Genomic DNA, 26,595 nt, shown 5'->3' with positions numbered 1-26,595 from the left:
GGGCCGGGCCGCCACCGGCGCGGTCCGTCGGAGATCGTTCGCCACGTACGGGAGCTGCCGCGTGACCAGTGTGATGAACCCCTGCCAACCCGAGCCGCACGGCACCCACGCCTCGGATCCAGCTGACGGCGCGGGCGGACCGCACGGGGAGGCGGACAGGACGTCGCCGTGCCCCGCACGGCCACTCCTGCCCGGTGCGCGGCACGAGCCCGTCGCGTTCACCTCGGCCGAGCGGCCGACCGGCCCGGTGACCTGGGCCCAACAGCATCTCCTCGCCATCATGGCGGGGCTGCACCCGCACACCGCCAGCCTCAACCTCCGGTTCGCCTGGCCGTTGCGCTCCGGGGTGCCCCTGCCCGAAGTGCTTGAGGTGCTGCGCGACCTGATCACGCTGCACGAAGCGCTGCGAACGGTCTTTTTCCAGTCCGCGGACGGCCTTCGCCAGCGGGTGTTGTCGTCCGGTCGCCTCTTCGTGGAGGTGTCGGAGGTAGGCGCCGAGCCGGCAGCCGTCGACCATGCCGTGGACACACTGGCCGGCGAGCCGTTCGATTTCACCAACGAACTCCCGGTACGGGTCGCGCTGCTGACCTCCGGCGGTCAGCCCTGGTACCTGGTGTTCGCCGCCTGCCACCTGGTCATCGATTTCACCGGAGCCTGGCACGTCGGACACGGGCTGCGCCCGCTGCTGACGGAGCCGGACAAGACGCACCTGCCCGGCGCGGCGCGCCCGGCGCCCGGCGCCTGGCAGCCCCTGGACCAGGCCGGTTGGGAGTCCTCGTCCGCCGGGCTGCGCCTCAGTGAACGTGCTCTGGCGCAACACGAGCGGACCTTCCGGGCAATGCCGCAGACCATGCTGCCCCGCCCCGCGCGGGAGCCGGAGGAGCCGCGGTTCCGGTACGTGCGGTTGGACTCCCCAGCCCTGGCCCTCGCCGTGCCGGTGCTGGCGGCGCGGCACCAGGTCAGCCGCACGGCCGTGCTGGCCGCCGGCATCTGCGCGGTCGCCGGCTACGTCAGCGGCCTGGAACGGGCGTTCCTTCAGCTCACCGTCGGCAACCGGATGTCGGCGCGGACGCGCTCGGCCGTCGGAATGTTCACCCAGGACGTGCCGATCCACGTGGAGATGGCCGACGCGTCGATCACCGACCTCCTCACCCGGACCGAAGCCGCGGTAGTGACCGCGGCACGGTTCGGCCAGTATCCCCCCGGACCGCTCGCGGTCCGGCGCCGGCAGATCGAAATCGACCGCGGGCTGGCCTTCGACCTGTCGTGCTGGCTGAACAACCGGCTGCGCCACGCCCCGGGCACGGCGCCGGTCCGGCCGGACCGGCGCCTGCTCGAAGCGGCCGCGAAGCGGTCCCGTTGCCGCTGGGTGGGCGCCGACAAGAGCAGCACCAGCACGTACTTCGTCTACGCCGACGATGCCGGTGACGCGCTGCGCCTGACGATGCTGCTCGACACCGCCATGTTGCCCGGCGAGGAGGGTCCGGCGTGGCTGCGTGCCGTGGAGCGACTGCTCTGCGCGGCGGTGGTGGCCGACATCGGCATTCCTGACGTCGGTGACCTGGTCGACCTCTCGCCGACAGAGCGCAACGACGACTGGTGCCTGACCGGGGCGGGCTGGGTGCACCTGCCGTCCGCCACCGGGCTGCTGCGGCGCGCGGCCGGCACCGACCGGTGCGCGGTGACGGCCGCGTCCGCCGACGGCGGCGCCCTGCTCACCGCCTACCTGGACGCCGGAGGCAGACAGTTGGACATCGAACGGCTGCACGCCGACATCGTCGGGATGTTGCCCGGGATGCGCACGGCCGCGGCACCGCACCGGTACGTCGCCTGCGACGGCGTGCCGACCGGGCCGGGGCCCGGATCCGAGGTCGGCGGCTGGGCGGGGCTCCCGGTTCTGGCCGCGAGCACCGGGAGGCCCACCCGCCCGTTGGTGCCCGATCACGCGACACAGGAGGATCTCCTTGCCTGACCACCACCGGCTACGCATGGTCTTCGCCCAGACGCTGGACATCGACCCCGACTTCGACGTCGGTGAGGTCGGTCTGTACCAGATACCGGGGTGGGATTCCATGGGGCACATGAGCCTGATGGTCGCGATCGAGGAAGAGTTCGGCGTGGAGTTCAGCGCGGATCACACGATCGAGCTGAACAACTTCGAGACGGCGGTGCGGATCCTGCGTGAGCTGGGCTGTCCGGAATGACCGGGAGCCGGGACGACTCGGTCAGCCCGCGACTTGTCCACGAGATTCTCGACCTCGCGGCAGCCCGGTTCCCGCATCGCGCCGCCGTCAGGGACATCACGGGTGGGTGGACCTACGCCGACCTGCACCGGCATGCCGGCGAGGCGGCCGCCGACCTGCGCTCCCAGGGCGTCCGTGCCGGTGACCGGGTGCTGAGCCTTCTCCCGCCGTCCCGGCAGTCGGTGGCGCTGCTCTTCGCGGCGGTCAGGATTGGCGCGGTCCTCGTTCCGGTGGCCCCGGCGACCGCACCCTACCGGCTGCGCTGGCTGCTGGCCGACGCCGACCCGTCGCTGGTGGTGGCGGAAGGCGAGCAGGCGGCCCGGGCCCGGAGCCTCAGCGCCGTACCGGTGGTCGAGCCGGGCCGGCTGAAGGCGGCAAGGCCGGTCGCGGCGGCAGCCTCGGGCGGCGCACCGCCCGCCGTGCTCAGCACCGCGCTCACCGCGGCTGGTGACGCGCTGGCGACGGTCGGCGAAGAAGATCCCGCCCTGATGCTCTACACCTCCGGCAGCACCGCCCAGCCCCGGGCGGTGGTGTGCCCGCACGCTCGGGTGGTCTTCGCCGCCCGTGCCATCGCCGACCGACTGCGGTACACCCCGGAGGATGTCGTCTACTGCTGCCTGCCCTTCTCGTTCGACTACGGGCTGTATCAGGTCTTCCTCTGCGCGCTGGCCGGCGCGGAACTGGTGTTCGGCGGTACCGCCGTCGACGGTGGGTTACTTCGGGGCATCCGCGGCGCCGGGGCCACCGTCCTGCCGGTGGTGCCGACCCTCGCCGAGTTGCTCGCCTGGCTCGCCCGCCGGGACCGGGAACGCAGCGCGCTCCGGCTGATCACGAACACCGGTGCCGCGCTGACTCAGGCGCACGCAGCCGGCCTGCGTTTCGCCGCGCCCTCGGCCAGGGTCGTGGCCATGTACGGCACCACCGAGTGCAAGCGGATCACCATCGCGGAACCCGACGAGCACCTGTCCCGGCCCGGCACGGTGGGCGGGCCGTTGCACGGGACCCGGATCCTGGTCGTCGACGACGACGACCGGACCCTCCCACCGGGCGCGACCGGACAGATCGTGGCGGTGGGACCGCACGTCATGGCCGGCTACTGGGCGGCGTCCGGGCATACCGCCGGTGGATTCCGGCCTGCCCCCGACAGCGGCGAGCCGAGTTTCTACACCGGTGACTACGGCCACCTGGACCACACCGGACGCCTGTATGTGGCCGGTCGGCGCGACGACCTTTTCAAGCGGCGCGGCGTACGCATCAGCGTGCAGGAGATCGAGGCAGCCATGCTCGACATCCCCGAGGTACGCGGCGCGGCCGTACTGCCGCCCGGGCCGGACGGCCGACTCTTGGCGTGGGCGGTGACCTCGCTGACGCCTCGGCAGGTGCGGGCCGGTGTCGGCGAGCGGCTCGGCGGCGCCGGCACCCCGGACGTGTGCGTGGTCACCGAGGAACTGCCACGTACGACGAACGGCAAGGTGGACAAGCTCGCGCTCCGGTTGTCCGGGTCGTAGCCGGGATCACGCGCTGAGGCCGACGCCACCACCCGACCCGATCGTCCAACCGACCCCGCCCGGCGCCCCGTGCGTCGGATCAGACCAGGGCCTCCGGCGGCGTCGGATGGCCCAGAAAGGCGGTCGGGCTCGCCGTCAGCCCGTACGCACCGGCCTGGAACAGCACCACCAGGTCGCCGACATCTGCCCGGGGCAGCGCGACCTCGTTGCCCAGCAGGTCCAGCGGAGTGCACAGACATCCCACCACGGTGACCCGTCCGTCGATCTCGTCGTCCATCCGGTTGCCTATGACCAATGGATAGTTGCGCCGGATGGCCTGCCCGAGGTTGCCGGTGGCGGCCAGCTGGTGGTGCAGGCCGCCGTCCACCACGAGAAAGGTGCGACCCCGGGACTCCTTGCGGTCCACGATCCGGGTGACGTACACCCCGCACTCACCGACGATGTACCGGCCGAGTTCGACGACGACCTCCGCGTCGGGCAGATCGGGTCGGATCGCCGAGGTGAGCAGTTCGGTGAGGTTGGCACCGATCCGCTCCAGGTCCACCGGGACGTCCCGTTCGAAGTACGGGATGCCGAGGCCGCCACCGAGGTTGAGGTACCGCACCGGCGCCGGGGCGGCCTCGGTCAGCCGCAGAGCCAGCTCGACCGTCTGCCGTTGGGCCTGGCACAGCACGTCGGTGTGCAGATTCTGCGACCCCGCGAAGATGTGGAACCCGATGACGTCCAGCTCCATCCGGGTGAGGTCCTTGAGCAGTGCGGGCACCCGCTCGGCGTCCACCCCGAACTGCTGCGGCCCGCCGCCCATGCGCATTCCGGAACTCCGGACGACGAAGTCAGGATTGACCCGTACCGCGACTCTCGGCCGGATCCCGAGCCGCTCCCCGGCGGCCGTCACCCGGGTGGCCTCGGTGTGCGATTCCACCACCACCGTCACGTTCGCCGCGACCGCCTGGGTCAGCTCGGCGACGCTCTTCCCCGGGCCGGCGAAGCTCACCTTGGCCCCGTCGAGCGGGGTGTCCAGCGCGGTACGCAGTTCCCTCGCCGAGGCCACGTCGAATGCGTCGACGAGCCGGCTCAGATGCTGGACGACGGCGGGCATCGGATTCGCTTTCACCGCGTAGCTCAGCTCGATGCCCACCGGAAACGCGGCCCGGATGCGCCGTATCCGGTTGGTGAGCAGCGCCCTGTCGTACGCGAAGAACGGCGTGCCGCCGACCTGCTCGGCCAACCGGTCCACCGGAACACCGCCGACCAGCAGCTTCCCGCCCTCCAGACCGAACGCGGCGATCGACGGGTGCCTGCTCATCTCCCAGCTCCATTCGCGGTCACGCTTGAGCCGGCCCGGCGCCAGGACCTCGGCGTCGACGGCCACCATCGGCAACGGATTCTGACCGATCACCTTCGATGCGTCGAGGATAGTGCGCTCCGGCCCGATGCTGTTGATGCGGCCAACCGCCGGACCGGGAGTGGCGGTGTCACGACCCCCTTCGAAGGGCGACCGCCAGCAGTCATCTGTTGATCCTCACGGGTTCCGGCGAGACCCTCGAAGCAGGGTCTCGCCGGAGGCGATGGTCCGTGGTCGGCCAGCCCGTCACCGTGGCTGGAACTGCCACCAGTCGACGTTGAGCAGGTAGCCGCTGCCACCGGCGAAACGCAGGTAGAGGTCGTGCGTACCGGTCGCGCCGTTGATCGGGCAACTGACGGTCGTCCAGGTCTGCCAGCCCCCGGTACCCGGCACGGTGCAGGTTCCGACGAGGGTGCCGTTGCTGCCGCCGAGGCGAACCTCGATGCGGCCGCCGCTGGTCGCCGAGGCCACCCTGGCGCTCAGGGAGCCGGCGCCGGCGCCGAAGGCCACGCCCTTGACCTTGATCCAGTCCCCGTTCTCGATCCAGCCGACGTTCATTCCCCCGCCGCTGGCCGGCTCGGTCTCCACACCGGTCTCCCAGGCGATCGTCTCGGCCTCCTGCCGGGAGTAGGGATTGAGAGTGCCGATCTGCGGAGCTCCCGCCGTGGTCATGTTGATCGTCGGGATCGTGCCGTCGGAGTTGTAGTTGAACTTCTCCACCGCCACCGAACGGGTGAAGCCCCCGCCGCCCGGCAGGGCGCCGTTGTGGTAGAAGAAGTACGAGCCGCCGTTGAAGTCGATGACGCCGGCGTGGTTGGTGAAGCTGCCACCCTGTCGCGGCATGACCGTCCCGCGGTAGGTCCAGGGCCCGGTCGGGCCGGGAGCGGTCGAGTAGCCGATGAACTCCGAGCAGCACTCCGCCGCGAAGACGTTGTAGTACATCCCGTTCCGTTTGTAGACCCAGGGAGCCTCTTCATAGAGGGTCGGCCGGCTCGCGTTCCCGTTGCGGGCGCCGAACCCCGCCGCGGTCAGCGGGATCTGCGTCGCACTGCCCGAGTACGAGATCATGTCGGCGTTCAACCGCACGTACCACAGATTGGGGTTGCCCCAGTACAGGTACGCCTGACCGTTGTCGTCGATGAAGACGGCCGGGTCGATCTCGCCGTTCTCCACGAGTGGGCGACCGAGCGCGTCTCGGAACGGCCCGGTGGGGCTCTCCGACACGCCGACTCCGATGGCCATCCGGCCGGTCGCCCGATTCTTGACCGGCACGTACCAGTAGAACCTGCCGTTGCGGTAGATGGCGTGGCCGGCCCACGCGTCGGCGCTGGCCCAACTGAAGGTGGCCAGGCTCATCGGAGAGCCGTGGTCGGTCCAGTTCACCATGTCCGCCGATGACCAGACCCGCCACTCACGCATCGTGAAGTATGTCGAGCCGTCCTCGTCGTGACCGGTGTAGAGGTAGATCCGACCGTTGTGCACCAACGGCGCCGGATCAGCCGTGTAGATGGTCTGCACGATGGGGTTGTCCGCCCGGGCCACCCCCGGCACCGACACCGCGAGACACAGCAGCACGGACATCAGGGCCACCCGGCGTCTGCCTGCGGTACGGCCGAAGATTCCTGACTTCATCGTTACCTCCTGCTCGAAATCACGCTGGATCTCCCACCCGGTCGCCTCGTCGCGAGAGGGGTCGCCCTGACCTGCTGGTGGTGCTGGTCGCCGACCGGGCCGGCGCGGAGCTTGCCCTCACCGCGCCGGCCCTCCCAGGCCACGGGCGGCAGCGACATGTCGGCGTTCACGACGCTGCCGCCGCGGCTGGAAACCGCGGCCGGGCCCGCCCGGTGCAGACCGGCCGGTAGCCGGAACTGCCGTACGGAGCCACGAGGCGTACCCGGCTGTGGAGGTAGCCGCCCGTCGATTCGACGAGCCGGAAAATGCCGGTGGACTTCGCGTTGAGCCCGTCGGTGTTGTGGTCGTCGTAGCAGAGTTTGGCGCCCGGATCGGCGGCGTCCGCGGCACGGAAGACGGCCTCGATCCAGTGGTTCATTGATTTATCAACCTTTCGATACCGCTACGGACAGGGGACGCTGCGCTCTGTGAGCGCTAACACCTCCGCTACGCCTTGCCCGAGGCAGTAGGGATCGGCCATGCGAGAGCGCTCACATTGATACCTGGAGATTGCCAGATGGTCACGCGGCCTTCAAGAGGCAAGCGGGAACAGCTACCCGAAATTTGGTCGGTACGCGGTTCACCTCAGGTAGGGACCTTCGACGGACGCGGTCAGTAGCACTTTCTCGACGGCGGCACCGAATCGGTGGAAAAACAGAACCACCGCAGTTTTGTGTTATCGAAACCCGTGACATGTGGTCGCGGCCGTCGCACCCCCGGGGACGTCGGTGGGTGGGACCGCGCCGAGGGCCCGGCCCCACCCACCCGCGCGGTCAGTTGCGCAGGTTCCACTGCTGGTTGGTGCCGCCGTGGCAGGCCCAGAGGTGCACCTTCGTACCGTTCGCCGTGCCCCGGCCGTTCGCGTCGAGGCAGAGCCCGGACTGCACGCCGGTGATCGTGCCGTTCGAACCGACGTTCCACTGCTGGTTGGTCTGGCCGTTGCAGTCCCAGATGATCGCCAGGGTGCCGTTGGTGGTGCCCTGCCCGGAAGCGTCCAGGCACTTGTTGCCGTACACGATCAGTTGCCTGCCCGCGGTGTAGGTCCACCGCTGGTTCGTCCCGCCGGTGCAGTCCCAGAGCTGCGCCTGGGTGCCGTTGGTGGTACTCGACCCGCCGATCTCCAGGCAGCGGCCGGACTGAACCCCGACGACCTGCACGTTCTGCTGGCCACCGCCGCTCTGCGGCCCGGCGGCCGCCATCACGGCCTGGGCGCCCGACGGCCAGTTGCCGCCGCTCACCGTGACGTTGCCGTAGACGACGTTGCCCCGGTCGCCGTTGGTGACGTTGGTGCTGCCGTTGGTCGACCAGTTGTCGGTGACGGTGAAGTTGCCCATGTTCTCGGCGAACCAGTAGTTGGCGGTGGCCCAGGTACCGGTGTTCGAGAAGACGTTGTTCCTGGCGGTCCAGTACCGCGAGCCCTCGTCGAAGTAGATCCCGAAGTAGCCGTTGGTCCGCAGGCAGTAGTTGTCGCTGATCAATCCACCCTGGTTCGCCGACAGCGTGTAGATACATCCGCCGTCGTTCATCTGCTGCATCACGTCGTGCACGTAGTTGCCGACGAGCCGGTTGTTCGACGCGGTCGTCGGTGTCGAGTACCGCGGCTGGTAGTTGTACAGACCCCGGTCGGCGTAGTGGTTGCTCCCGCCGGCGTCGTTGGCACCCCACCCGTACCCCATCGACATCCCGGTGTACGGCATGTTGTACACCTCGTTGTACGAGACGGTGGCGTTGGTGACGTAGGTCGTCAGGACCGACACGATGCCCCGGTGCTCCACCCCGAGATCGTGCAGCCGGTTGTTGCTGATGGTGATGTCCCGGTTGACCATCCGCTGGTCGCTGGGGTGGTGCGCGTCGGCGCGCACGCCGCCGACGATGATGCCGCCGGCCGAGTTGTGGGCGATCTCGGACCTGCTGATGGTGATGTTGCTGGCGCCGAGGCCGACCCCGCTGCCGTGTGCACCGGCGTCGTTGCCGATGCCGACCGCCGTCTGCCCCAGGTTGACGAATCTAGAGTCGGTGAAGGTGATGTTGTTGGCGGCGGAGATCTGTACGGCGGCGGGCGACTGGAGCCAGTTCGGTCGGGCGGCCTCGAACTGCGGGCAGCCGTTGTGGCAGGAGGTGAAGCTGGGCCAGCTCCAGTTGCCCGCGATGTAGGCACCGGTCTGCTGGTCCGCATAGCCCTGGTTGCCGCTGGGCCCGAGCCAGCTCGTGCCGGCGAAGGTGATCCCGCTGAAGGTCAGGTGGTGGGCGGGCGCGTCGTAGCTGCCGCCGAGGTTGACCAGGGACTGGAGCGTCGGCAGTTCCACCCTGACGTTGTTCATGTTCTGTCCGCCGAGCGGGATGTAGGACAGTGCGCCGCTGCCCGGGTCGAGATACCACTCACCGGGCGCGTCCAGGAACTCGTAGGCGTTGCTCAGGTAGAGCGGACCGGCCCGGTGCGGGCTGGTGAAGGTGTCGTACCCGAAGTTGTTGTTGCTCCATCCGGGCTGCTGCATCGTGATCAGGTTGCCGTTGATGCTCTGCACCGAGACGTACCGGTCGGTGAACGACCCCACGCTCTCGATCTGGACCCGGTTCTCGTTGGCCAGGTTGTTCAGGTAGCCCAGAGCGCTGTTGGTGAACCTCATCCCGGTGCTGTCCGCGGTGAAGTCGGCCCGGTTGACCTGGGTGCGGGCCCGGGTGGCGATGGCGCCGTCGACGTAGAGCTGCCGGCTGTCGAGACCGGCGCCGACGTTGGCCCGCCAGATGTTCCTGCCGGAGTCGACGAGGGACCAGCCGGTGACCGCCCGGGCGCCGCTGATCACGGGACGGGCCGACGGGGCGGCCTGCCAGATCACCCGGTAGCCGTTCGTTCCGGAGTCGGCGGCCGTCAGCCGGAGCGGGGAGGTGAGCCGGTACACCCCGTCGGCGAGCTCGACGACGATGTCGCCGGACATCGCCCCGGTGCGGGATCGGACCGCGGTCTGTGCGCCGGCCAGGGAGCAGGGCGTGGCGGCGGTACACGCGGTGCCGCTGCCCGAGGGGGATGCGTACAGGGTGGTGGTGGCCGCCAGCGCGGGGGCGGCCGAGGCGGCCACCACGGTCACGGTGGCCGCGGTGGTCAACGCCGCCGCGGCTCCGGCCAGCACCCGCCGCCGGGCAGCGAGAACTGAGGGTACGGACACGGGAGTCTCCTTACCTGCATGAGGGTGGTGTGGCCGATCGTCCAGGTGTGACAAGGCCGGCCGTTCAGCGGAGAATCCGCCGCAGGTAGCTCAGCCCGTCCTGGGCGAGCCGATCCTGGGACGGGGCGAGCGGGCGCCAGATCGAGGCGGCGGTGGCGATGGTCTCGTTATCGGCGGTGAACGACTCGATACAGACCGCGCCCCGGTAACCGGTGCTGCGCAACGCGGCGAAGAAGCGGGGCCAGTCGAAGTGGTCCGCACCGGGTGCACCCCGGTTGGTGCCGCTGACCTGGACATGCTTGATATGCGGCCCGGCCAGGACGATCGCGGAGTACGGGTCGGCCTCCTCGATGTTCATGTGGTATGTGTCGATCATGATGCCGACGTTCGGCGGCAGGCCGTCGAGCAGTTCCACCGTCTGCTCGACCGTGTTGGCCACACTCGTCTCGTAGCGGTTGAGCGGCTCCACACCGATGGCGACGCCCCGGGCGCCGGCGTGGTCGGCGACCGGCGCCAGCGCCCGCCGGAATTCCGCGTAGCAGGCCGCGCGGGCCGCAGGCGTCATCCGCCAGGTCCGGCCCACCGCGGCATAGACCGGGCCTCCGACGCACGGTGCGCCCAGGACCGCCGCGCTGTCCACACAGCCCTTCAGGTACGCCACGGTCGCCGTGACGACGTCCGGCGCGGCGTCCACGAGGTCACGCCCGGGTGGGGTGACCGCGCAGACGCCGGCCGCGGCCAGGCCGTGTGCCGCCAGCAGGTCCCGGGTGCGGACCGGGTCCCAGTCGCCGGGTTGCTCGACCGGCAACTCGACCGCATCGAAGCCGAAGGCGGCGATCCGTGGAATCAGCTCGGCCAGGGCCTCGTCGTCGACCGGCGAGGCCCACACCCAGGGATTGACCCCGATGGCGTGCACAGGGCCCCTACTTCCAGCGCTCTGGATAGCCGGGCAGGTCGGTGCAGCCGCACATGGCGTAGTGCAGCGGCGGCATGCCCGGGTCGAGGTAGCTGTCCAGGTTCTCCCGGGTGATTGTCGGCTGGGGCAGCTTCCAGGGGTTGGCGACCTGCTGGCCGTCGAGGATCCGCAGCGCGGCGATGATCGGCGTACGCCACTGGTAGGTCGGGTAGGTCGGTGCGATCGCGGTGAGGTTCTCGTCCTTCCAGATCTTCAGGAAGTCGAGTTGGTCCTCGCCGTTGATCGGCGGCACCGGCTCGCCCGCGTCCTGGAACGCCTCGACCGCCGCCACCGCGACCGCACCGGCGTCCATCCAGACGCCGTCGATCGTGCCGTACCGCTGGAGGTAGTCGTCGACGATCTTCTTGGTCTTGGCCGGGTCGCCGTCGGTGAACTCGACCCCGACGACGTCGACCTTCGCCTTGTCGAAGACGACCTTCGCGGCGGACCAGCGGGTCTCCAGCACGTCGACACCGGGCAGGATCCGCAGGGCGAGCAGCTTGCCGCCGGGCTTCATCCGCTGGCTGACGAACTCGGCCCCGACGTGCCCGAACCCGTACCCACCGATGGGGTTGATGAACGTCACCGGACACTTCGTGTTCACGCCGCGGTCGAACACGACGACCGGCAGGCCGGCAGCGCAGGCAGCCTCGACCGCCGGGGTGAGCGTCGCGGTGGTGTTCGGCGAGACGATGAGCGCGTCGCAGCCCTTGCCGAGCAGGTCGTTGATGTCCGCGATCTGCTTCTGGTCCTTGCCCTCGGCATCGACGTGGACGAACTCCTTGATCCGGCTCCCCTGCGCCTCGACCTCGGCCTGCATGGTCTTGAACCCGACCTGCCGCCACGGGTTGTTCAGCGCCGCGTTGGAGAAGCAGATCTTGTACGGGCCGGCCTTCCTGAACTTCGCGGTCTCCACCATCGTCGGGTTGAGCGCCTGCTCCCACGGCTTGTCGGCCGGACCGGTCGGGGTGGCGGCGAGCAGCGCAAGCTCGTTGTCGTAGTCGGCCTGCACGAAGAACTTCGACTGCTCCCCGGTGCCGGCTCCCGCGGCCCCGGTGGAGGTGCCGGACGGGGTCGCCGCCGGCTCGTCGGTGGCGCAGCCGACTAGCGACAGCAGGGTGACCGCGGCCAGGGCCGCCATGTGACGTCTCACGGTGAATCCCCTTATCTGGACGAGAAACGCAGAGCGGAGACCGCCACGGCGCACAGGATGATCGCGCCCTGAACGGTCGATCTGAGGGCGCCGGAGACGCCGTAGAAGTTCATGAGGGCGAAGAGCAGTTCGAGGGTCAACGCGCCGAGCATCGCGCCGACGACCGAACCGCGACCGCCACCCAACGCGACGCCGCCGAGCACGACCGCGGTGATCGCCCCGAACTCCAGACCCGCGCCGGCCTGGAACGAGACGCCGCTGTAGCCGCCGAGCAGGATCGCCGCGACCGCCGCCGCGAGTCCGCTGAGGATGAACGCGCCGGTCCGGATACGCCAGACCCGTACCCCGGTCAGCTCGGCCGTGCGCGGGTTGTCGCCGACGGCGACCAACGTGCGACCGAAGTCGGAACGCATCAGGAGCACGGCCAGCACCGCGAGGACCAGCAGGACCACCAGGGCGTACGGGAAACGGCCGAGCACCGGCACGTCCTCGAACGCGCGCCGGCCGAACCGGCGGAACTCCTCGGAGAGCCCGCCCTTGGGGGCGCCGTCGGACCAGAGGTACACCGCGCCGACGAGGATCAGGAACATGCCGAGGGTGGTGATGAACGAGGGCACCCGCAGCCGGGTCGTGACCAGGCCGTTGACCAGCCCGACGAGCGCCCCTCCGGCGAGCAGCACCAGGACCACCGGCCAGGTTCGGGACGGATCACTGTCGATCAGCCGGGCGGCGACGACGACCTCGGCGGTGACCAGGGAGCCGACGGAGAGGTCGAACTCGCCGGAGACGATCACGAAGTACTGGCCGGCGGCGAGCAGGATGACCGGCGCCGAGCGGCCGAGGAACGACATCAGCGACGGCGGGGCGAGGAAGTCGGGCTGCCGGACGGCGACGAGCACCAGCAGCACCGCGAGGATCACGAGGATCGGCAGGACGCCACCGGCACGGATCCGCGGGATGCGCAGCGGCAGCGGCGGGCGTCGAATGGTCTGCATGGCTAGGAGTCCGCCTTCCGCAGCGCCCGGCGGGCATAGACGGCGACCGCGGCGATGATGACGGCGCCCCGGATCACCTGCTTGAAGAAGGCGTCCACCTCGAGCTGGTTGAAGATGGCGTCGATGCTGGCGAGCAGCAGCACTCCGCCGAGGGTGCCGACGACACCGCCGCGCCCGCCGGCCAGGGCGGTGCCGCCGATCACCACCGCGGCGATCGACTCCAGGTCGTAGAGACCCTCGGTGCCGACCCGGGGCGCACCGGAACCGAGCCGGCTCGCGAGGTAGATGCCGGCGATGCCGGCGCAGAGCGCGCAGAGCACGTGCGCGGTGACCAGGACCCGGTCGGTGCGGACGCCGGAGAGCCGGGCGACCTCCGGGTCACCCCCGACCGCGACCAGATGGTGACCGAACCGGGTCCGCGAGAGGACGAACCAGGCCGCCCCGGTCACCGCGACCAGCAGCAGGAAGGACAGCGGTACCGGACCGACGCGCTGATATCCGAGGGTCTGTACCAGCGAGGGAGCGGTGGTGCCGGCGGGCCCGTCGTAGCCGTTGTCGAGGTATCCCTTGAGCAGCAGCCCGACGCCGAGGGTCGCGATGAACGCGTTGATCCGTAGCTTGGTGACGAGCAGCCCGTTGAGCAGCCCGACACCGGCGCTCACGGTGAGCGCCAGCCCGACCGCCGGCAGCAGCGCGCCGTCGCGGCCGTCCATCGTCTCGGCCGCGACGAGGGTACTGAGGCTGATCACGTACGCCACGGACAGGTCGAGCGAGCCGCCGAGGATGACCAGGGTCTGCCCCACGGCGACGAGGCCGAGCCCGGCCGCGACGTGCAACAGGCTCACCGTGGTCGACTGGTTGAACAGTTGGCCGCCGTCGATCGCCACGACCAGCCAGCCGATCGCCAGGACGAGGGTCAGGGCCACGAACACGCCCGGTACCGGCCGTCGGGCCGACACGAGGGAGAGCCCACTCACTGGTCTACCTCTGTTCGCGACTGCGGGGCTCGCAAACCCGGCTCACTCCTCGCACTCACTGGTCTACCTCTGTTCGCGACTGCGGGGCTCGCAAACCCGGGGTCCCGACGGCCAGGGCGACGACGTCCTCCTCGGTCGTGCCAGCCGGCAGTTCGCCCGCGACGCGGCCGTCGCGCATCACGACGATCCGGTCGCTCATTCCCAGCAGCTCCGGCAGATCGGACGAGATCATCAGAACCGCAGCCCCGTCGCGGGCGAGGCGGCGGACGAGATCGTGGATGGCCGCCTTCGCCCCCACGTCGATGCCCCGGGTCGGCTCGTCGAAGAGCAGGATCCGCGGGTTGACCGCGAGCCACCGGGCCAGCACGACCTTCTGCTGGTTGCCGCCGGAGAGGAAGCGGATCTCCTGGTCGTCGTCGACGGCCCGGACGTCCACCGCGGCGAGCAACTCGCGGACCCGCACGGTACGGGCGGCGCGTCCGGATCGGGCGGCGAAGACGGCCCGGCTGGCGAGCAGCGCGTTGTCCAGTACGGACTGCCGGGCGACGATGCCTTCGCCCTTGCGGTCCTCGGTGACGTAGGCGACGCCGGCCCGCATCGCGGCGCGCGGCGAGCGCAGCCGGACCGGTGTGCCGTCGATCGTGACCTCGCCGGTCGTGAACGGGGTCGCCCCGAAGAGCGCACGGGCCAGGGTCGACCGCCCGGCACCCTGGAGGCCGCCGATGCCGAGCACCTCACCCGCGCGCAGTTCCAGGTCCACACCGCGCAGCTTCCGGTTGCCCCCGTTTCGGACGCTGAGCCGGACCGGGCCGCGATCATCGGGGCCGGCCCGGTCCGGGTAGTAACTGGACAGTTCCCGGCCGACCATGTGCCGCACCAACTCGTCGGCGGTGGTGTCCGCGGTCTGCACGGTGGTCACCCGCCGGCCGTCCTTGAGGACCGTGATCCGACCGGACAGGTCGAAGACCTCGGCAAGCCGGTGCGAGACGTACAGCATGCCGATGCCCCGCTCCTGGAGTCGGCGTACCAGGCCGTACAGCAACTCGACCTCGTGGTCCGCCAGCGCCGCGGTGGGCTCGTCCATGATGAGCAGCCGCGCGTCGAGGGCGAGCGCCTTGGCGATCTCGACGACCTGTTGCTGCGCGACACCGAGACGTCCCACCCGGGCGTCGGGTGGCAGGGCGGTCTCCCCGATCGAGGCGAGCAGTCGGCCGGTACGGCCGAGCATCTCCCGGCGGTCGACGAGCCCACGGCGTACCGGTTCGTGGCCCAGGTACACGTTCTCCGCCACGGTGCGCTCCGGCAGCAGGTTGAACTCCTGATGGATGATGCCGATGCCGGCCCGCTGCGCGTCGCGCGGGCTGCGGAACCCGCGCGGTTCACCGGCGAACTCGACGGTGCCCTCGTCCGGGACGTACCCGCCCGAGACGATCTTCATGAGGGTCGACTTCCCGGCGCCGTTCTCACCGACGACGGCGTGTACCTCGCCCGGCCCGACGTCGAGGTCGACGCGGTCGAGGACGCGTACCCCGAGGAAGGACTTGCCGATGCCGCGCAGGGCGAGCAGCGGCGCCGTCCGTGGATCTGACATCCAGAGGCCCTCACAGATAGTAGTCGCCGGCAAAGTTCCTTCACCCCGCACCGGGTCGTTCCGTTCGCACAGCGACGAACTTTTGGGCGGGATGCGGATGCTTACGTTCCTGCGTCGCAAACATTCGCTTGACATGAGCGAAACATCACACGTATGAAGATAGATGTTTGGATGCGGCTCCGCAATCCTCGACCTGAGGCGACCGCCGGGCCCGCCACTCGATCGACAGCGACGCCGGTCCGAGGGGTCAGACATGGCCGCCCCCACCTCGGAGCGACGCGAGACACCCACGCTGGGATCGATGGTCCTTGATGCAGAGCTCATCCCGACACCTTGCAGACCACGGGACGGGGGACGCACCCGTACGTCACGGTGTGTGACGTCCTGTGGGGCTGACTGCCGTTGCGGCGGACGGCACGACGCGACCAGCACACCCGTGCCCCCACGCGTGCCCAGGCACAACCTGGCACGCCGCCGGGCCCGTGACCGCAATCTCGTTGCCCGCCCGAACTAGGAGACGGCATGCGTCGCAAAACATTGATCATCGGAGTGCTCGCCGGCCTGTTACTGTCGCTCGCGCTCATCCCTCCGGCCTCGGCGGCTCCCGCCTTCCGCGCCCTGCTCTTCACCAAGACCACCGGCTACCGGCACGACTCGATCCCCGCCGGGATATCGATGTTCCAGCAACAGGCGGCGGCGAGCAACTTCGAACTGGTGCACAGCGAGGACGCGAACGTCTTCACCCCGGCCAACCTCGCGACCTTCGACGTCCTCATCATGTTCCAGACCTCGGGCATGGTGTGGACCTCGGCCGCCCAGCGCCAGGCGGTGGAGGGGTTCCTCGCCGGCGGCAAGGGCATCGTCGCCGTGCACAACGCCACGGACATGGGGATCGAGGGCGAGTACCCCTGGTGGGACCAGACCGTGAACGCCGGTGCCCACATGCCGGAGCACTCCCCCGGCGTGCTGCCCGGCACCGCCATCGTCGCCGACCGGAAGCATCCCTCGACGGCCGCCCTCCCGGAGCGTTGGAACCGCAGCGAGGAGTGGTACAACTTCGACAAGAACCCGCGCGGCGATGTCCACGTCCTGGTGACCGCCGACGAACGCACCTACAACCCGGGCTCCCGGGCGATGGGTCCGGACCATCCGATCTCGTGGTGCCGCAACGTCAGCGGCGGCCGGATCTGGGCCACCGCGATGGGGCACGCCGCCGAGTCCTACAGTGAGACCAACTTCCGCAACCACGTTCTCGGCGGCGTCAAGTGGGCCGCCGGCAACGAGCCCGGCGACTGCGGCGGCACCGTCTGGGGCAACTTCGAGAAGCGCGCCCTCGACGACAACACCATCGACCCGATGGCACTCGCGGTGGCACCCGACGGCCGGGTGCTCTACGTCCAGCGGGGCGGGCAACTGAAGATTTTCAAGCCGTCCACCAACACCACCGTCACCGCCGGCACGCTCAGCGTCTACACCGGCGGCGAGGATGGCCTCACCGGGATGGCGCTCGACCCGAACTTCGCCAGCAACGGTCACGTGTACCTCTACCACTCGCCGGCGAGCAGTACGACCGACGTCAACCGGGTCTCCCGTTACACGCTCACCGGCGACACGCTGAACCTCTCCAGCGAGGTCCGGATCATCGACATCCCCGCCTACCGCGACCGTACGTTCCCGGAGCCAGGGCACACCGGCGGGTACATCGAGTTCGGCCCGGACGGGAACCTCTACATCGGCACCGGCGACGACACGCCGCCGAACCTCGACCCCAACTGGCAGGGCTACGCCCCGCTCGACTGGCGGTCCGGCAAGGCCAACCTCGACGCGGCCCGCACCGCCGGCAACACCAACGACCTGCGGGGAAAGCTGCTACGCATCCGGCCCTCGGCCAGCGGCGGCTACACCGTTCCGACGGGCAACCTCTATCCACAGGGGACGGCGCAGACCCGGCCGGAGATCTACGCGATGGGCTTCCGCAACCCGTTCCGGTTTTCGATCGACCCGGCCAACGGCTGGGTATACCTGGCCGACTACGGGCCCGACCGGAACCCGCCGACCACCAACCGCGGCCCGGAAGGGCTCGTCGAACTCAACGTGATCAAGTCTCCCGGCAACTACGGGTGGCCGTTCTGCCACGGCGACAACCAGCCCTACGCCCCGTACAACCCGGACACCGGTGCGGTCGGCGCGAAGTTCAACTGCGCCGCGCCGGTGAACAACTCGCCCAACAACACCGGCCTGACCAACCTGCGGCCGGTCGTCGCGCCCCAGATCTGGTACGGCTACGGCACCTCGCCGACCTTCCCGGAGCTCGGCTCCGGCGGATCCGCGCCGATGGGTGGGCCGGTCTACCGGTACGACCCGGCAAACCCGTCCCCGACGAAGTTCCCGCCCTACTACGACGGGGTGCACTTCTTCTACGAGTGGTCGCGCAACTACCTCAAGGAGGTCCACTTCGACTCGGCCACGGCGGTCACCCGCACCAACCCGTTCCTGCCCGCCGGCAACTTCAACAAGCCGATGGACCTGGAGTTCGGCCGGGACGGCTCGCTCTACCTGCTCGAGTGGGGCACCAACTTCGGCGGCGGCAACAACGACTCCGGGCTCTACCGGATCGACTACATCCAGGGCGGACGGTCACCGATCGCCAAAGCCACCGGTACGCCCACCAGCGGCAACGCGCCGCTGACCGTCCAGTTCAGCAGCGCCGGTACGACCGACCCGGATCCCGGTGACACCCTCAGCTACCAGTGGACCTTCGGCGACGGCACCACCTCGACGGCGACCAGTCCGTCACACGTCTACACCAGCAACGGCAACTACACGGCGCAGTTGAAGGTCACCGACAGCAGCGGCAAGACCGGCTTCGCCAACGTCCAGATCACCGTCGGCAACACCGCCCCGGTGGTCACCATCGGCACCCCGTCCAACGGCGGCATGCTCACCTTCGGCGACAAGGTGTCCTACACGGTCAACGTCTCCGATCCCGGAGGCGCCCCGATCGACTGCGCCAAGGTGTTCGTCAAACCCGCCCTCGGGCACGACGACCACCACCACGAGACCACGGACTACCCGGGCTGCTCGGGCACCATCTCCACCGACCTGCTCGGTGGACACCCCGACGGCGCCAACCTGTACTACGTACTCAACGCCCACTACACCGACGACGGTGGCGCCGGCGGCGCGGCCCCGCTCACCGGCTACGGGCAGGCGATCCTCCAGCCCAAGCACAAGCAGGCCGAGTACCACAGCAGCCAGTCCGGCACCCGGATCATCGACCAGGCCGGCGCGGAGAGCGGCAAACGCATCGGGGACATCTCCAACAACGACTGGATCGCGTTCACCCCGATGAGCCTGTCGGGCATCACGAACGTCAGCTACCGCCTGTCGTCGCCCTCCGGCGGCGGCTCGATCGAACTGCGCGCCGACTCGCCGACCGGCACACTGCTGGCCACCACCTCGGTGCCCAGCACCGGCGGCTGGGACAACTACCAGTCCACGCCGCCGGTGAACGTGGCCGCACTCGGCGGAACCCACCCGCTCTACATGGTGTTCAAGGGCACCGCGAACAACTGGTTCGACCTCGACTCGCACACCTTCGGCGGCAGCGGGGTCGGCCTGCCCAACACCGACGGCGTAGCGGGCCGGACCTGGACGCTCACCGCGCAGCACAGCGGCAAAATGATGGACGTCAGCGGCGTCTCCACCGCCGACGGTGCCCAGATCCACCAGTGGACGGCCACCGGCGGCAACAACCAGAAGTGGCAGGCCGTGGACGCCGGGGCCGGCGCGGTCTACCTGAAGGCGGTGCACAGCGGCAAGTGCGCCGAGGTGACCGGCGGCTCCACCGCTGCGGGAGCCTTCCTCCAGCAGGCCACCTGCAACAACGGCAACCAGCAGAAGTTCACGGTCACCCCGACCGGGACCTCCGGGGTGTACACGGTGAAGAGCGTGTCCAGCGGGTTCTGTGTGGACGTCAACGGCGCCGCCACCGACGACGGGGCCCGGTTGTTGCAGTGGAACTGCCATGGCAGCACCAACCAGCAGTGGCGGTTCACCCTGGCGTGACCCGACCGCTGTCGCGCTAGTCAGTGGCGTCCCGGTCGGAACCGGCATCCAGCAGAACGGAGCCGGTTCCGACCGGGGGTCGGCGTCGACCAGGGCGGGCCGGTCGGGCCCGGTCTGCCTACCCGGACGGCGGCGCGGCGAGCAGGCCGGCCGCCACCAGCGCGTCCCAGACCTCGTCCGGCACGGCGGCCTCCGACCGCCGCACGGCGTCGGTCACCTGCGATCCGTCGCGCACGCCGACCACCGTCGAGACCACGGCCGGGTGCCGGCGGACGAAGGCGAGCGCCGCCTGCGGCAGTGTGACGCCGTACGTCCCGCAGAGCGCGGCGATCCGCCGCGCTCGCTCGACCAGCTCCGGCGGGGCCTGCCGGTAGTCGTAGCGCGCCTCGTCCGGTGGCCGGTCGCGGGACAGCAGCCCCGAGTTGTACACGCCGGCGATCACCACGCCCACCCGTCGGTTCGCGGCGACGGGCAGCAGGTCATCGGCCGCACCCTGCTCCAGCAGGGTGTACCGTCCCGCGCACATCACCACGTCGACGTCGGTCTCCCGGACGAACCGAGCCAACATCGCCGACTGGTTCATGCCGGCCCCGATGGCGCGTACGACGCCCTGGTCCCGCAGCTCGACCAGGGCCGGTATCGCCTCGGTCGCGGCCTGCTCCCAGTGGTCGTCGGGGTCGTGGAGGTAGACGACGTCGAACCGGTCCAGACCGGTGCGCTCGAGACTCGCCTCGATCGAGCGGCGGACACCGTCACGGCTGAAGTCCCACACCCGTCGGTGGCTGGCGGGGACGTCGAACCCCTCCGGGTCACGCCGGTACGCGTCCTCCGGCGTCGGTACGAGCAGGCGGCCCACCTTCGTCGACACCACGTACTCGTCGCGCGGCCGGTGCCGCAGTGCGGCGCCGAGCCGTCGCTCGGACAGCCCGAGTCCGTAGTGCGGCGCGGTGTCGTAGTACCGGACGCCCGCGTCCCACGCCGTGTCGACCGCGGAGGCGAACTCCTCGTTCGTGATCGCCCGGTACAGGTTGCCGGCCTGGGATGCGCCGAGAGCCAACTCGGTCAGCCGTACCGCCGGGCGGCGCGGCAGCGCGAGGGTCCTCACCATGCCCCCAACCGGTAGACCCGCCGTGCCGTCTGCGCCCAGATCAGCGCGCGCTCGGCCGCGCCGAGGTCACCCAGCGACTCGGACAGGGCCTCGATCCACCCCCGGTACGAGGTGGCCAGCAGGCACACCGGCCAGTCCGAGCCGAACATCAGCCGATCCGGCCCGAACGCGTCGAGTGCGGTGTCGACGGCGGGTCGGAGGTCCTCCGGTGTCCAGTGTGACCGTCGTACCTCGGTGGCCAGGCCGGAGAGCTTCGCCGTCGTGTTCGGCGAGGCCGCCAGTGCCCGCAGGTCCCGGGACCAGTCGGTCGGCTCCGCACCGCCCAGCGCGGGCTTGCCGAGGTGATCGAGGACGAACCGCACCTCGGGCAGGTCGGACGCCAATCGGGCGGCCATGGGTAGCTGGTGTCGGCGGACCAGCAGATCGAAGACCAGGCCGGCGGCGCCCACCGCCGCGATCCCGCGGCGGACGTCCGGGCGGTCCAGGTACGCCGGATCGGTCTCGTCCTGGACGAGGTGGCGGATCCCGACGAGCCGGTCTCCGCCCCGTACCGCCCGCAGCCGGTCGATGCGGTCGGCGACGTCGTCGGCCGTCAGCTCCACCCAGCCGACGACCCCACGGACGAGGGTGTCGTCGACCGCGATGCTCAGCAGCTCCACCGTCTCCGCCTCCGAGGCGATGGACTGCACCACGACGGTCCCGGTGACGCCGGCGCTCTCGGCCAGCGGGGCGAGGTCGACGGTTTCGAAGTCGGCGTCGATGGCCGCCATGGACACCGGGTCGATCCAGGGCTGCGGATGCCGTGCCCGGACCCAGAGATGGTGGTGCGCGTCGACGATGCCGGGGCGTCCCGGCGCCTGCTCCGCGGTCATCGGCCCAGCCATCCGCCGTCGACGGGCAGCACGATCCCGTTGACGTAGTCCGACGCCGCCGACGCCAGGAACACCGTGGCGCCACCGAGATCCTCCGCGTGGCCCCAGCGGCCCGCCGGGATCCGGGCGAGAATTGCTCGGTCACGATCGGGGTCGTCCCGCAGTGCCCGGGTGTTGTCGGTGGCGATGTAACCGGGCGCGATGGCGTTGACGTTAACCCCCCGGGCCGCCCACTCGTTCGCCAGTGCCTTGGTCAGCCCGGCCACGCCCGACTTCGACGCGGCGTAGCCGGGGACGGTGATGCCGCCCTGGAAGCTCAGCAGCGACGCGGTGAAGATGATCTTTCCTCGACCGCGTTCGACCATCGTCCGGCCGATTTCCCGGCTCAGCACGAACTGGCTGCTCAGGTTCACCTCGATGACGTGGTCCCACATCTCGTCCGGGTGATCGGCGGCCGGGGTACGGGCGATCGTGCCGCCGTTGTTCACCAGGATGTCGATCGATCCGAGCCCGGTCAGGTCCCGAGCCAACCGGTGCACGGCTGCCCGGTCGGCAAGATCGGCCCGCAGCGCCGTGAATCGACGGCCGGCCGCCCGTACCCGGCGTTCCACCTCGCTCCCCTCCGGTTCCAGTTGGGCGGAGACGCCGACGACGTCGGCGCCGGCCACGGCCAGGGCCTCGGCCATGGCCAGGCCGATGCCGCGCCGGGCGCCGGTCACCACGGCGGTCCGCCCGGACAGGTCGAACAATCCGGTCACCGGTCGTCCTCCAGCCAGTCGAGCAGCACCTTCAGCACGCCACCGCCGCTCTCCAGCGCCGTGAACGCGGCGGTCACCGCCTCGACGGGCTCGACCCGGGAGATGAGCCGTTCCGCCGGGATCGCGCCGGAGGCGACCAGGCGGATCGCCTCCGCCATGTCGTCCCGCTGGTAGAGCCGGGCGCCGAGCAGCTCCAGCTCGCGCCAGAAGAACCGGTGCAGGTTGACCTCCCGGGGCCGGGGATGGATCGCCACCATCACCAGCCGGCCCCGGGTGGTCAGCACGTCCACCGCGGTGGCGACGCCGGCCGCGGAGCCGGAGACCTCGAAGGCGATGTCGGCGCCCGCGCCGTCGGTGCGGTCGTCCACCAGTGCCAGGACGTCGGTCGCGTTCGGGTCGACGGCCTCGATACCCATCCCGGTCGCGGCGGCGCGCCGGAACGGGTCCGGCTCCACGAGCAGGACCCGCGCGCCGCGGCCCTTCGCAACGACGGCGATCAGGACCCCGACCGGCCCGCCGCCGACCACCACCACCTGGTCGTCGGCGGTGACGTTCCCCCGACGGACGTCGTGTACCGCGACCGCGACCGGTTCGACGAGCGCCGCGTGGTCGAGCGGCAGTTCCTCGGGGAGCGGCAGGACCAGGTCCGCGGGGACGTTCCAGGCGGACTGCATGGCGCCCGGCGAGTCGATGCCGAGGAAGTCCATGGCGTGGCAGATGTGGGAGTTTCCGTTCCGGCAGGCGGCGCACCGCCCGCACGACCGGGTCGGCATCACGGTGACGGGCTGGCCGACCGACCAGCCGGTGGTCTCCGCGCCGACGGCCGCGATCCGCCCGGACATCTCGTGTCCGATGATCGCCGAGGGGCCGACCCGGGCGTCCATGTCCCCGTGGTAGATGTGCAGGTCGGTGCCGCAGATCCCGGTGTAGGCCACCGCGATCCGCAGCTGGCCGCGACCCGGCGGCTCCGGGTCACGTTCCTCGATTCCGAGGTCCCGTGCCCCCCGGTAGACCACTGCCTTCATCGATCCTCCGTCTCGGCCGTCGGTACGTCGGTCGTCCCGACCGGACATGGTCGTGGCCCGGGCAGTCGGCAGCGCGGCGGCCGCGGTGGTCCGTCTGGACGGTACGGCGAGGGAGGCACGCGAGGATCCTTTCGGTAGCAGACGCGGGCTGGGGTCAGTGCCGTGCGGTGGGCGAGACGTCGTTGTGGGAGTACAGCGGCGCTCCGGGAAGCCGCCGTGCGGGGGCGATGCCGTCGAGCCCGGCCAGCAGTCGCCGCCCGGCCCGCTCCGGCCGGACGTGCGGACCCTCGGACGGCTGCGCCTCCGGGCGCCGGGTGATCGCCCTGATCTGGTCCTCGTCGACCCGGACGCCCAGGCCGGGCGAGTCACCGAGCACGAAGGCACCGTCCTCGACGTGCAGGTCGATGGAGACCCCGACCGGTGGAACCAGGTCCTGCAACTCGCTGGTCAGGTGGTTCGGCACCGAGGTGGCGGCGTGCAGCAGCCCGACCGGGCTGTTGCCGATCGGGCTCACCGGCAGGTCGTGCGCGTGCGCCAGGGCGGACGCCCGCAGGAAGTGGGTGACTCCCCAGACGGCGGCCATCTGCACGATGTCGACCGCCCCGGCGGCGATCAGGGGACGGTACTGCTCAAGCCCGGTGAGGTTCTCCCCGGTGGCGACCGACGCGCGCACCCCCCGGCTGACGGCGGCGAGACCCTCGGCGTCCCAGCGCCGGACTGGTTCCTCGATCCAGATCAGGTCGAGGGTGCGTTCGAGTTCGTAGACGTGCCGGACGGCCTGCTTGCGGGTCCACGCCTCGTTGACGTCGAGCATCAGACCCGGCCGCCGTCCGTGCCCGGCCTCGGTCAGCAACTCCCCGACCAGGCGGAGGCGGTGCCGGTCGCGCTCGATGTCGAGGCCGCCCTTGAGCTTGGCGGCGCGCAGGCCGTACCGGGCGTAGACCTCGTAGGTCGCGAGGAGTTCCTCGTCGGTCAGCCCGATGTCCAGGCCGGACGCGTAGGCGGGGACCCGCCGGTCACGTCCGCCCAGCAGTCGCCACAGTGGCTCGCCGGCCGCCTGCGCCTTGATGTCCCAGAGGGCGGTGTCGAGTGCGCCGATGGTGCCGAAGACCGGGCCCGCGTGACCCGCCTTGAAGGTGTGCCGCAGCATGCGGTCGTAGAGGGTCGTCACCGCACGGGGATCTTCGCCGTCGATGGCCGCGAAGATCCGTTCGATCTCCACGTGCGGCCCGAGGCCAACCCCCGAGATGCCTTCGTCGGTCTCGACGATGACGATCGACACCGGGACCACTCCGTCGGAGAAGACGCCGTTGGCGTCGCCGACGGACCGCCCCCATTCCTGGATTGTACTGAGTGTCCGATATCCGGTGATCCGCATGTCAGCCTTTCGTGGAACCAGCCGCGACGCCCTCGGCGATCTGGCGCTGGAGGAACAGGTACACCACCAGGACGGGCACCGCGGCGATCAGGACGCCGGAGGCGAAGGTGGGGATGTCGTCGGAGTACTGCCCGCGCAGCGAGGTGACGCCCACCATCAGGGTCCGGTGGTCGGCCGAGGGCATCATCACCAGTGCCATGAGGACGTCGTTCCAGCAGAACAGGGCGTTGAGGATGCCGACCGACAGCAGCGCCGGAGTGCCCAGGGGCAGCATGATCCGGCGGTACACGCCGTACACGCTGTTGCCGTCGATCCTGGCCGCGTCGACGATCTCCGGCGGGATGGTCTTGTAGTAGCTGGTCATCAGGAAGACGGTGAAGGGCAGGAACTGGGCCACGTAGACGAGGACCAGTCCGGGGTAGGTGTCGATGAGGCCGCTGTCTGCCATGATCCGGGCGAGCGGCACCATGATCACCTGGAAGGGCACGAACAGTCCCGCGAGACAGGCCAGGAACAGCGCCGTCGAACCGCGAAACCGCAGCTGGCTCAGGGCGAACCCGGCCATCGACCCGAGCAGCAGCAGCAGGACCACCGACGACGTCACCACGATCAAAGAGTTGACGAAGTACCGGCCCATGCCGACGCTGGTCCACGCCGTGCTGATGTTCTCCCAGCGCAGGGCGTCGGTCAGGGAGAACCGGTCGAGGATGTAGTCACGCCGGGTCTTCATCGCGACGTTGGCGGTGAACAGCACGGGATAGACGGTCGCGATCGCGAGCAGCGCCATCGGGATGGCGACCAGCCACCGGCCCAGACGGATACGACGCATCAGTCCTCCCTTCCCGCCCGCTTGAGCAGCTTGATCTGGAGCAGCCCGACCATGATCATGATCACGAAGAGGACCGTCGACGCGGCCGACGCGAGGGCCGGCCGGTTCATCTGTCCCTGCTGGATCCAGATGTAGTACTCCGGCAGGTAGGTCGACCCCTCCGGACCGCCGCTGGTCATGACGTAGAGCAGGCCGAACATGGAGGTCAGCATGCCGATCATCGTGGTCACGAAGACGAACTGGATGGTGCGGGACAGACCCGGGATGATCACGTGCCAGATGACCTGGGGTAGCGACGCCCCGTCCACCCGGGCCGCGTCCATGAGCGCGGCGTCCAGGGTGGCGAACCCGGCGAGGAACACCACCAGGGCCATTCCGAAGGTCGCCCAGACGTGCACGCCGACCACCACGAACATCGCGACGTCCGGGTTCCCGAGCCAGTCCACCGGCCCGACCCCGACCGCCCGGAGAACGGTGTTGAGCGGACCGTCGAAGGCGAGCAGGAGGTTGAAGATCGCGCCGACGATGACCGGGGAGAGCACCGCGGGGAAGAAGTAGACGCCGCGGTAGAGCCGGTGACCGGGCACCCGCAGGTAGATGAACGTCGCGAGCAGTCCGGGAATCGCCACCGCCAGCGGAAGCAGCAGCACCAGCAGTCCCACGTTGCCCAGCGCGGTCCGGAACAGCGGATCCTGGAACAGCTCCAGGTAGTTGTCGAGACCGACCGCCACCCCGTTGCGCTCACCGTCGCCGGTGAAGGAGAAGTTCACCCCGAGCAGCAGCGGATAGAGCCGCATCACCACGATGATCAGAACTGCCGGGGCCACCAGGACAAAGGGGGCGAGGCGCTCGGACCGCAGGCCAGCGGAGCGCCGGGAACGGGCGCCGCCGCGATGAAGGGCCGGCCGGGGCGCCGCCCCGTCGGTCCGTCCGGCCTGGGGCGGTCCGTCCGACG

At 70.1% G+C, this 26,595-nt stretch carries 20 protein-coding genes; 4 read left to right on the top strand and 16 right to left on the bottom strand.

Going from position 1 to position 26,595, the window contains the following annotated elements:
* Positions 1–61: 61 nt before the first annotated feature.
* From ABNF97_RS31335 to ABNF97_RS31325, 3 genes are read left to right on the top strand one after another with little or no spacing between them, the layout of a single operon-like run.
* On the top strand, positions 62–1,972 hold the full coding sequence (locus ABNF97_RS31335) for a condensation domain-containing protein (RefSeq protein WP_130463423.1): 1,911 nt from the start codon (positions 62–64) through the stop codon (positions 1,970–1,972).
* On the top strand, positions 1,965–2,204 hold the full coding sequence (locus ABNF97_RS31330; protein WP_130463424.1) for a phosphopantetheine-binding protein: 240 nt from the start codon (positions 1,965–1,967) through the stop codon (positions 2,202–2,204). Before ABNF97_RS31335 ends, ABNF97_RS31330 begins: the two co-directional genes overlap by 8 nt.
* A complete protein-coding gene (locus ABNF97_RS31325; protein ID WP_130463425.1) occupies positions 2,201–3,751 on the top strand; it encodes an AMP-binding protein in 1,551 nt (516 codons plus the stop codon). Before ABNF97_RS31330 ends, ABNF97_RS31325 begins: the two co-directional genes overlap by 4 nt.
* A 79-nt stretch (positions 3,752–3,830) precedes the next feature.
* Here the strand turns inward: ABNF97_RS31325 and ABNF97_RS31320 are convergent, their stop codons facing one another.
* The 9 genes from ABNF97_RS31320 to ABNF97_RS31280 all read right to left on the bottom strand — a co-directional run bounded on the left by ABNF97_RS31320 (position 3,831) and on the right by ABNF97_RS31280 (position 15,602).
* Positions 3,831–5,150: a pyridoxal-dependent decarboxylase, exosortase A system-associated gene (locus tag ABNF97_RS31320; protein WP_349340727.1), complete on the bottom strand. Its 1,320-nt coding sequence runs from the start codon at positions 5,148–5,150 to the stop codon at positions 3,831–3,833.
* Positions 5,151–5,342: 192 nt separating this feature from the next.
* Positions 5,343–6,728, bottom strand: coding sequence for a family 43 glycosylhydrolase (locus ABNF97_RS31315; RefSeq protein ID WP_165436760.1), 1,386 nt, complete (start codon positions 6,726–6,728; stop codon positions 5,343–5,345).
* Positions 6,729–6,894: 166 nt separating this feature from the next.
* Positions 6,895–7,146 (bottom strand): endo-1,4-beta-xylanase, encoded by a 252-nt coding sequence (locus tag ABNF97_RS34395; RefSeq protein ID WP_502930577.1) that lies wholly within the window; start codon positions 7,144–7,146, stop codon positions 6,895–6,897.
* Positions 7,147–7,540: 394 nt separating this feature from the next.
* Positions 7,541–9,931, bottom strand: coding sequence for an RICIN domain-containing protein (locus tag ABNF97_RS31305; protein ID WP_349340726.1), 2,391 nt, complete (start codon positions 9,929–9,931; stop codon positions 7,541–7,543).
* Between the two features lie 64 nt (positions 9,932–9,995).
* Positions 9,996–10,847, bottom strand: a complete 852-nt coding sequence (locus ABNF97_RS31300; protein WP_349340725.1) for a sugar phosphate isomerase/epimerase family protein — start codon at positions 10,845–10,847, stop codon at positions 9,996–9,998.
* A gap of 7 nt (positions 10,848–10,854) precedes the next feature.
* Positions 10,855–12,039: a substrate-binding domain-containing protein gene (locus ABNF97_RS31295; protein ID WP_349340724.1), complete on the bottom strand. Its 1,185-nt coding sequence runs from the start codon at positions 12,037–12,039 to the stop codon at positions 10,855–10,857.
* Positions 12,040–12,050: 11 nt separating this feature from the next.
* Positions 12,051–13,034 carry an ABC transporter permease gene (locus ABNF97_RS31290; RefSeq protein WP_349340723.1) on the bottom strand — a complete coding sequence of 328 codons (984 nt, stop codon included), beginning with the start codon at positions 13,032–13,034 and terminating at the stop codon, positions 12,051–12,053.
* Between the two features lie 2 nt (positions 13,035–13,036).
* Positions 13,037–14,011, bottom strand: coding sequence for an ABC transporter permease (locus ABNF97_RS31285; RefSeq protein WP_349340722.1), 975 nt, complete (start codon positions 14,009–14,011; stop codon positions 13,037–13,039).
* 55 nt (positions 14,012–14,066) lie between these two features.
* The gene (locus tag ABNF97_RS31280) at positions 14,067–15,602 is read right to left on the bottom strand and encodes an ATP-binding cassette domain-containing protein (RefSeq protein ID WP_130463431.1); all 1,536 of its coding nucleotides are present in this window, start codon (positions 15,600–15,602) and stop codon (positions 14,067–14,069) included.
* A gap of 522 nt (positions 15,603–16,124) precedes the next feature.
* Between ABNF97_RS31280 and ABNF97_RS31275 the strand changes: the two genes are divergently transcribed.
* On the top strand, positions 16,125–19,670 hold the full coding sequence (locus tag ABNF97_RS31275; RefSeq protein WP_349340721.1) for a ThuA domain-containing protein: 3,546 nt from the start codon (positions 16,125–16,127) through the stop codon (positions 19,668–19,670).
* A 118-nt stretch (positions 19,671–19,788) separates the two neighbouring features.
* Here ABNF97_RS31275 and ABNF97_RS31270 read toward each other — a convergent pair whose 3' ends face one another.
* The 7 genes from ABNF97_RS31270 to ABNF97_RS31240 all read right to left on the bottom strand — a co-directional run.
* Positions 19,789–20,778, bottom strand: a complete 990-nt coding sequence (locus ABNF97_RS31270) for an aldo/keto reductase (protein ID WP_130463433.1) — start codon at positions 20,776–20,778, stop codon at positions 19,789–19,791.
* A complete protein-coding gene (locus tag ABNF97_RS31265; protein WP_130463434.1) occupies positions 20,772–21,650 on the bottom strand; it encodes an amidohydrolase family protein in 879 nt (292 codons plus the stop codon). Before ABNF97_RS31265 ends, ABNF97_RS31270 begins: the two co-directional genes overlap by 7 nt.
* Positions 21,647–22,408, bottom strand: a complete 762-nt coding sequence (locus tag ABNF97_RS31260; protein WP_349340720.1) for an SDR family oxidoreductase — start codon at positions 22,406–22,408, stop codon at positions 21,647–21,649. Before ABNF97_RS31260 ends, ABNF97_RS31265 begins: the two co-directional genes overlap by 4 nt.
* Positions 22,405–23,433: a zinc-dependent alcohol dehydrogenase gene (locus tag ABNF97_RS31255; RefSeq protein ID WP_349340719.1), complete on the bottom strand. Its 1,029-nt coding sequence runs from the start codon at positions 23,431–23,433 to the stop codon at positions 22,405–22,407. Before ABNF97_RS31255 ends, ABNF97_RS31260 begins: the two co-directional genes overlap by 4 nt.
* Before the next feature lie 154 nt (positions 23,434–23,587).
* Entirely contained in the window at positions 23,588–24,715 is a 1,128-nt protein-coding gene (locus ABNF97_RS31250; RefSeq protein WP_349340718.1) for a mandelate racemase/muconate lactonizing enzyme family protein, read from the bottom strand.
* A 97-nt stretch (positions 24,716–24,812) separates the two neighbouring features.
* On the bottom strand, positions 24,813–25,640 hold the full coding sequence (locus ABNF97_RS31245; RefSeq protein ID WP_130463438.1) for an ABC transporter permease subunit: 828 nt from the start codon (positions 25,638–25,640) through the stop codon (positions 24,813–24,815).
* The coding region (locus ABNF97_RS31240) for a carbohydrate ABC transporter permease (protein ID WP_349340717.1) at positions 25,640–26,595 on the bottom strand (956 nt) is incomplete at its 5' end. The genes ABNF97_RS31245 and ABNF97_RS31240, both read right to left, overlap by 1 nt.

This window comes from Plantactinospora sp. B6F1, from assembly GCF_040120695.1.
Lineage (GTDB): Bacteria > Actinomycetota > Actinomycetes > Mycobacteriales > Micromonosporaceae > Plantactinospora.
This window is presented reverse-complemented; position numbering and strand designations above follow the sequence as displayed.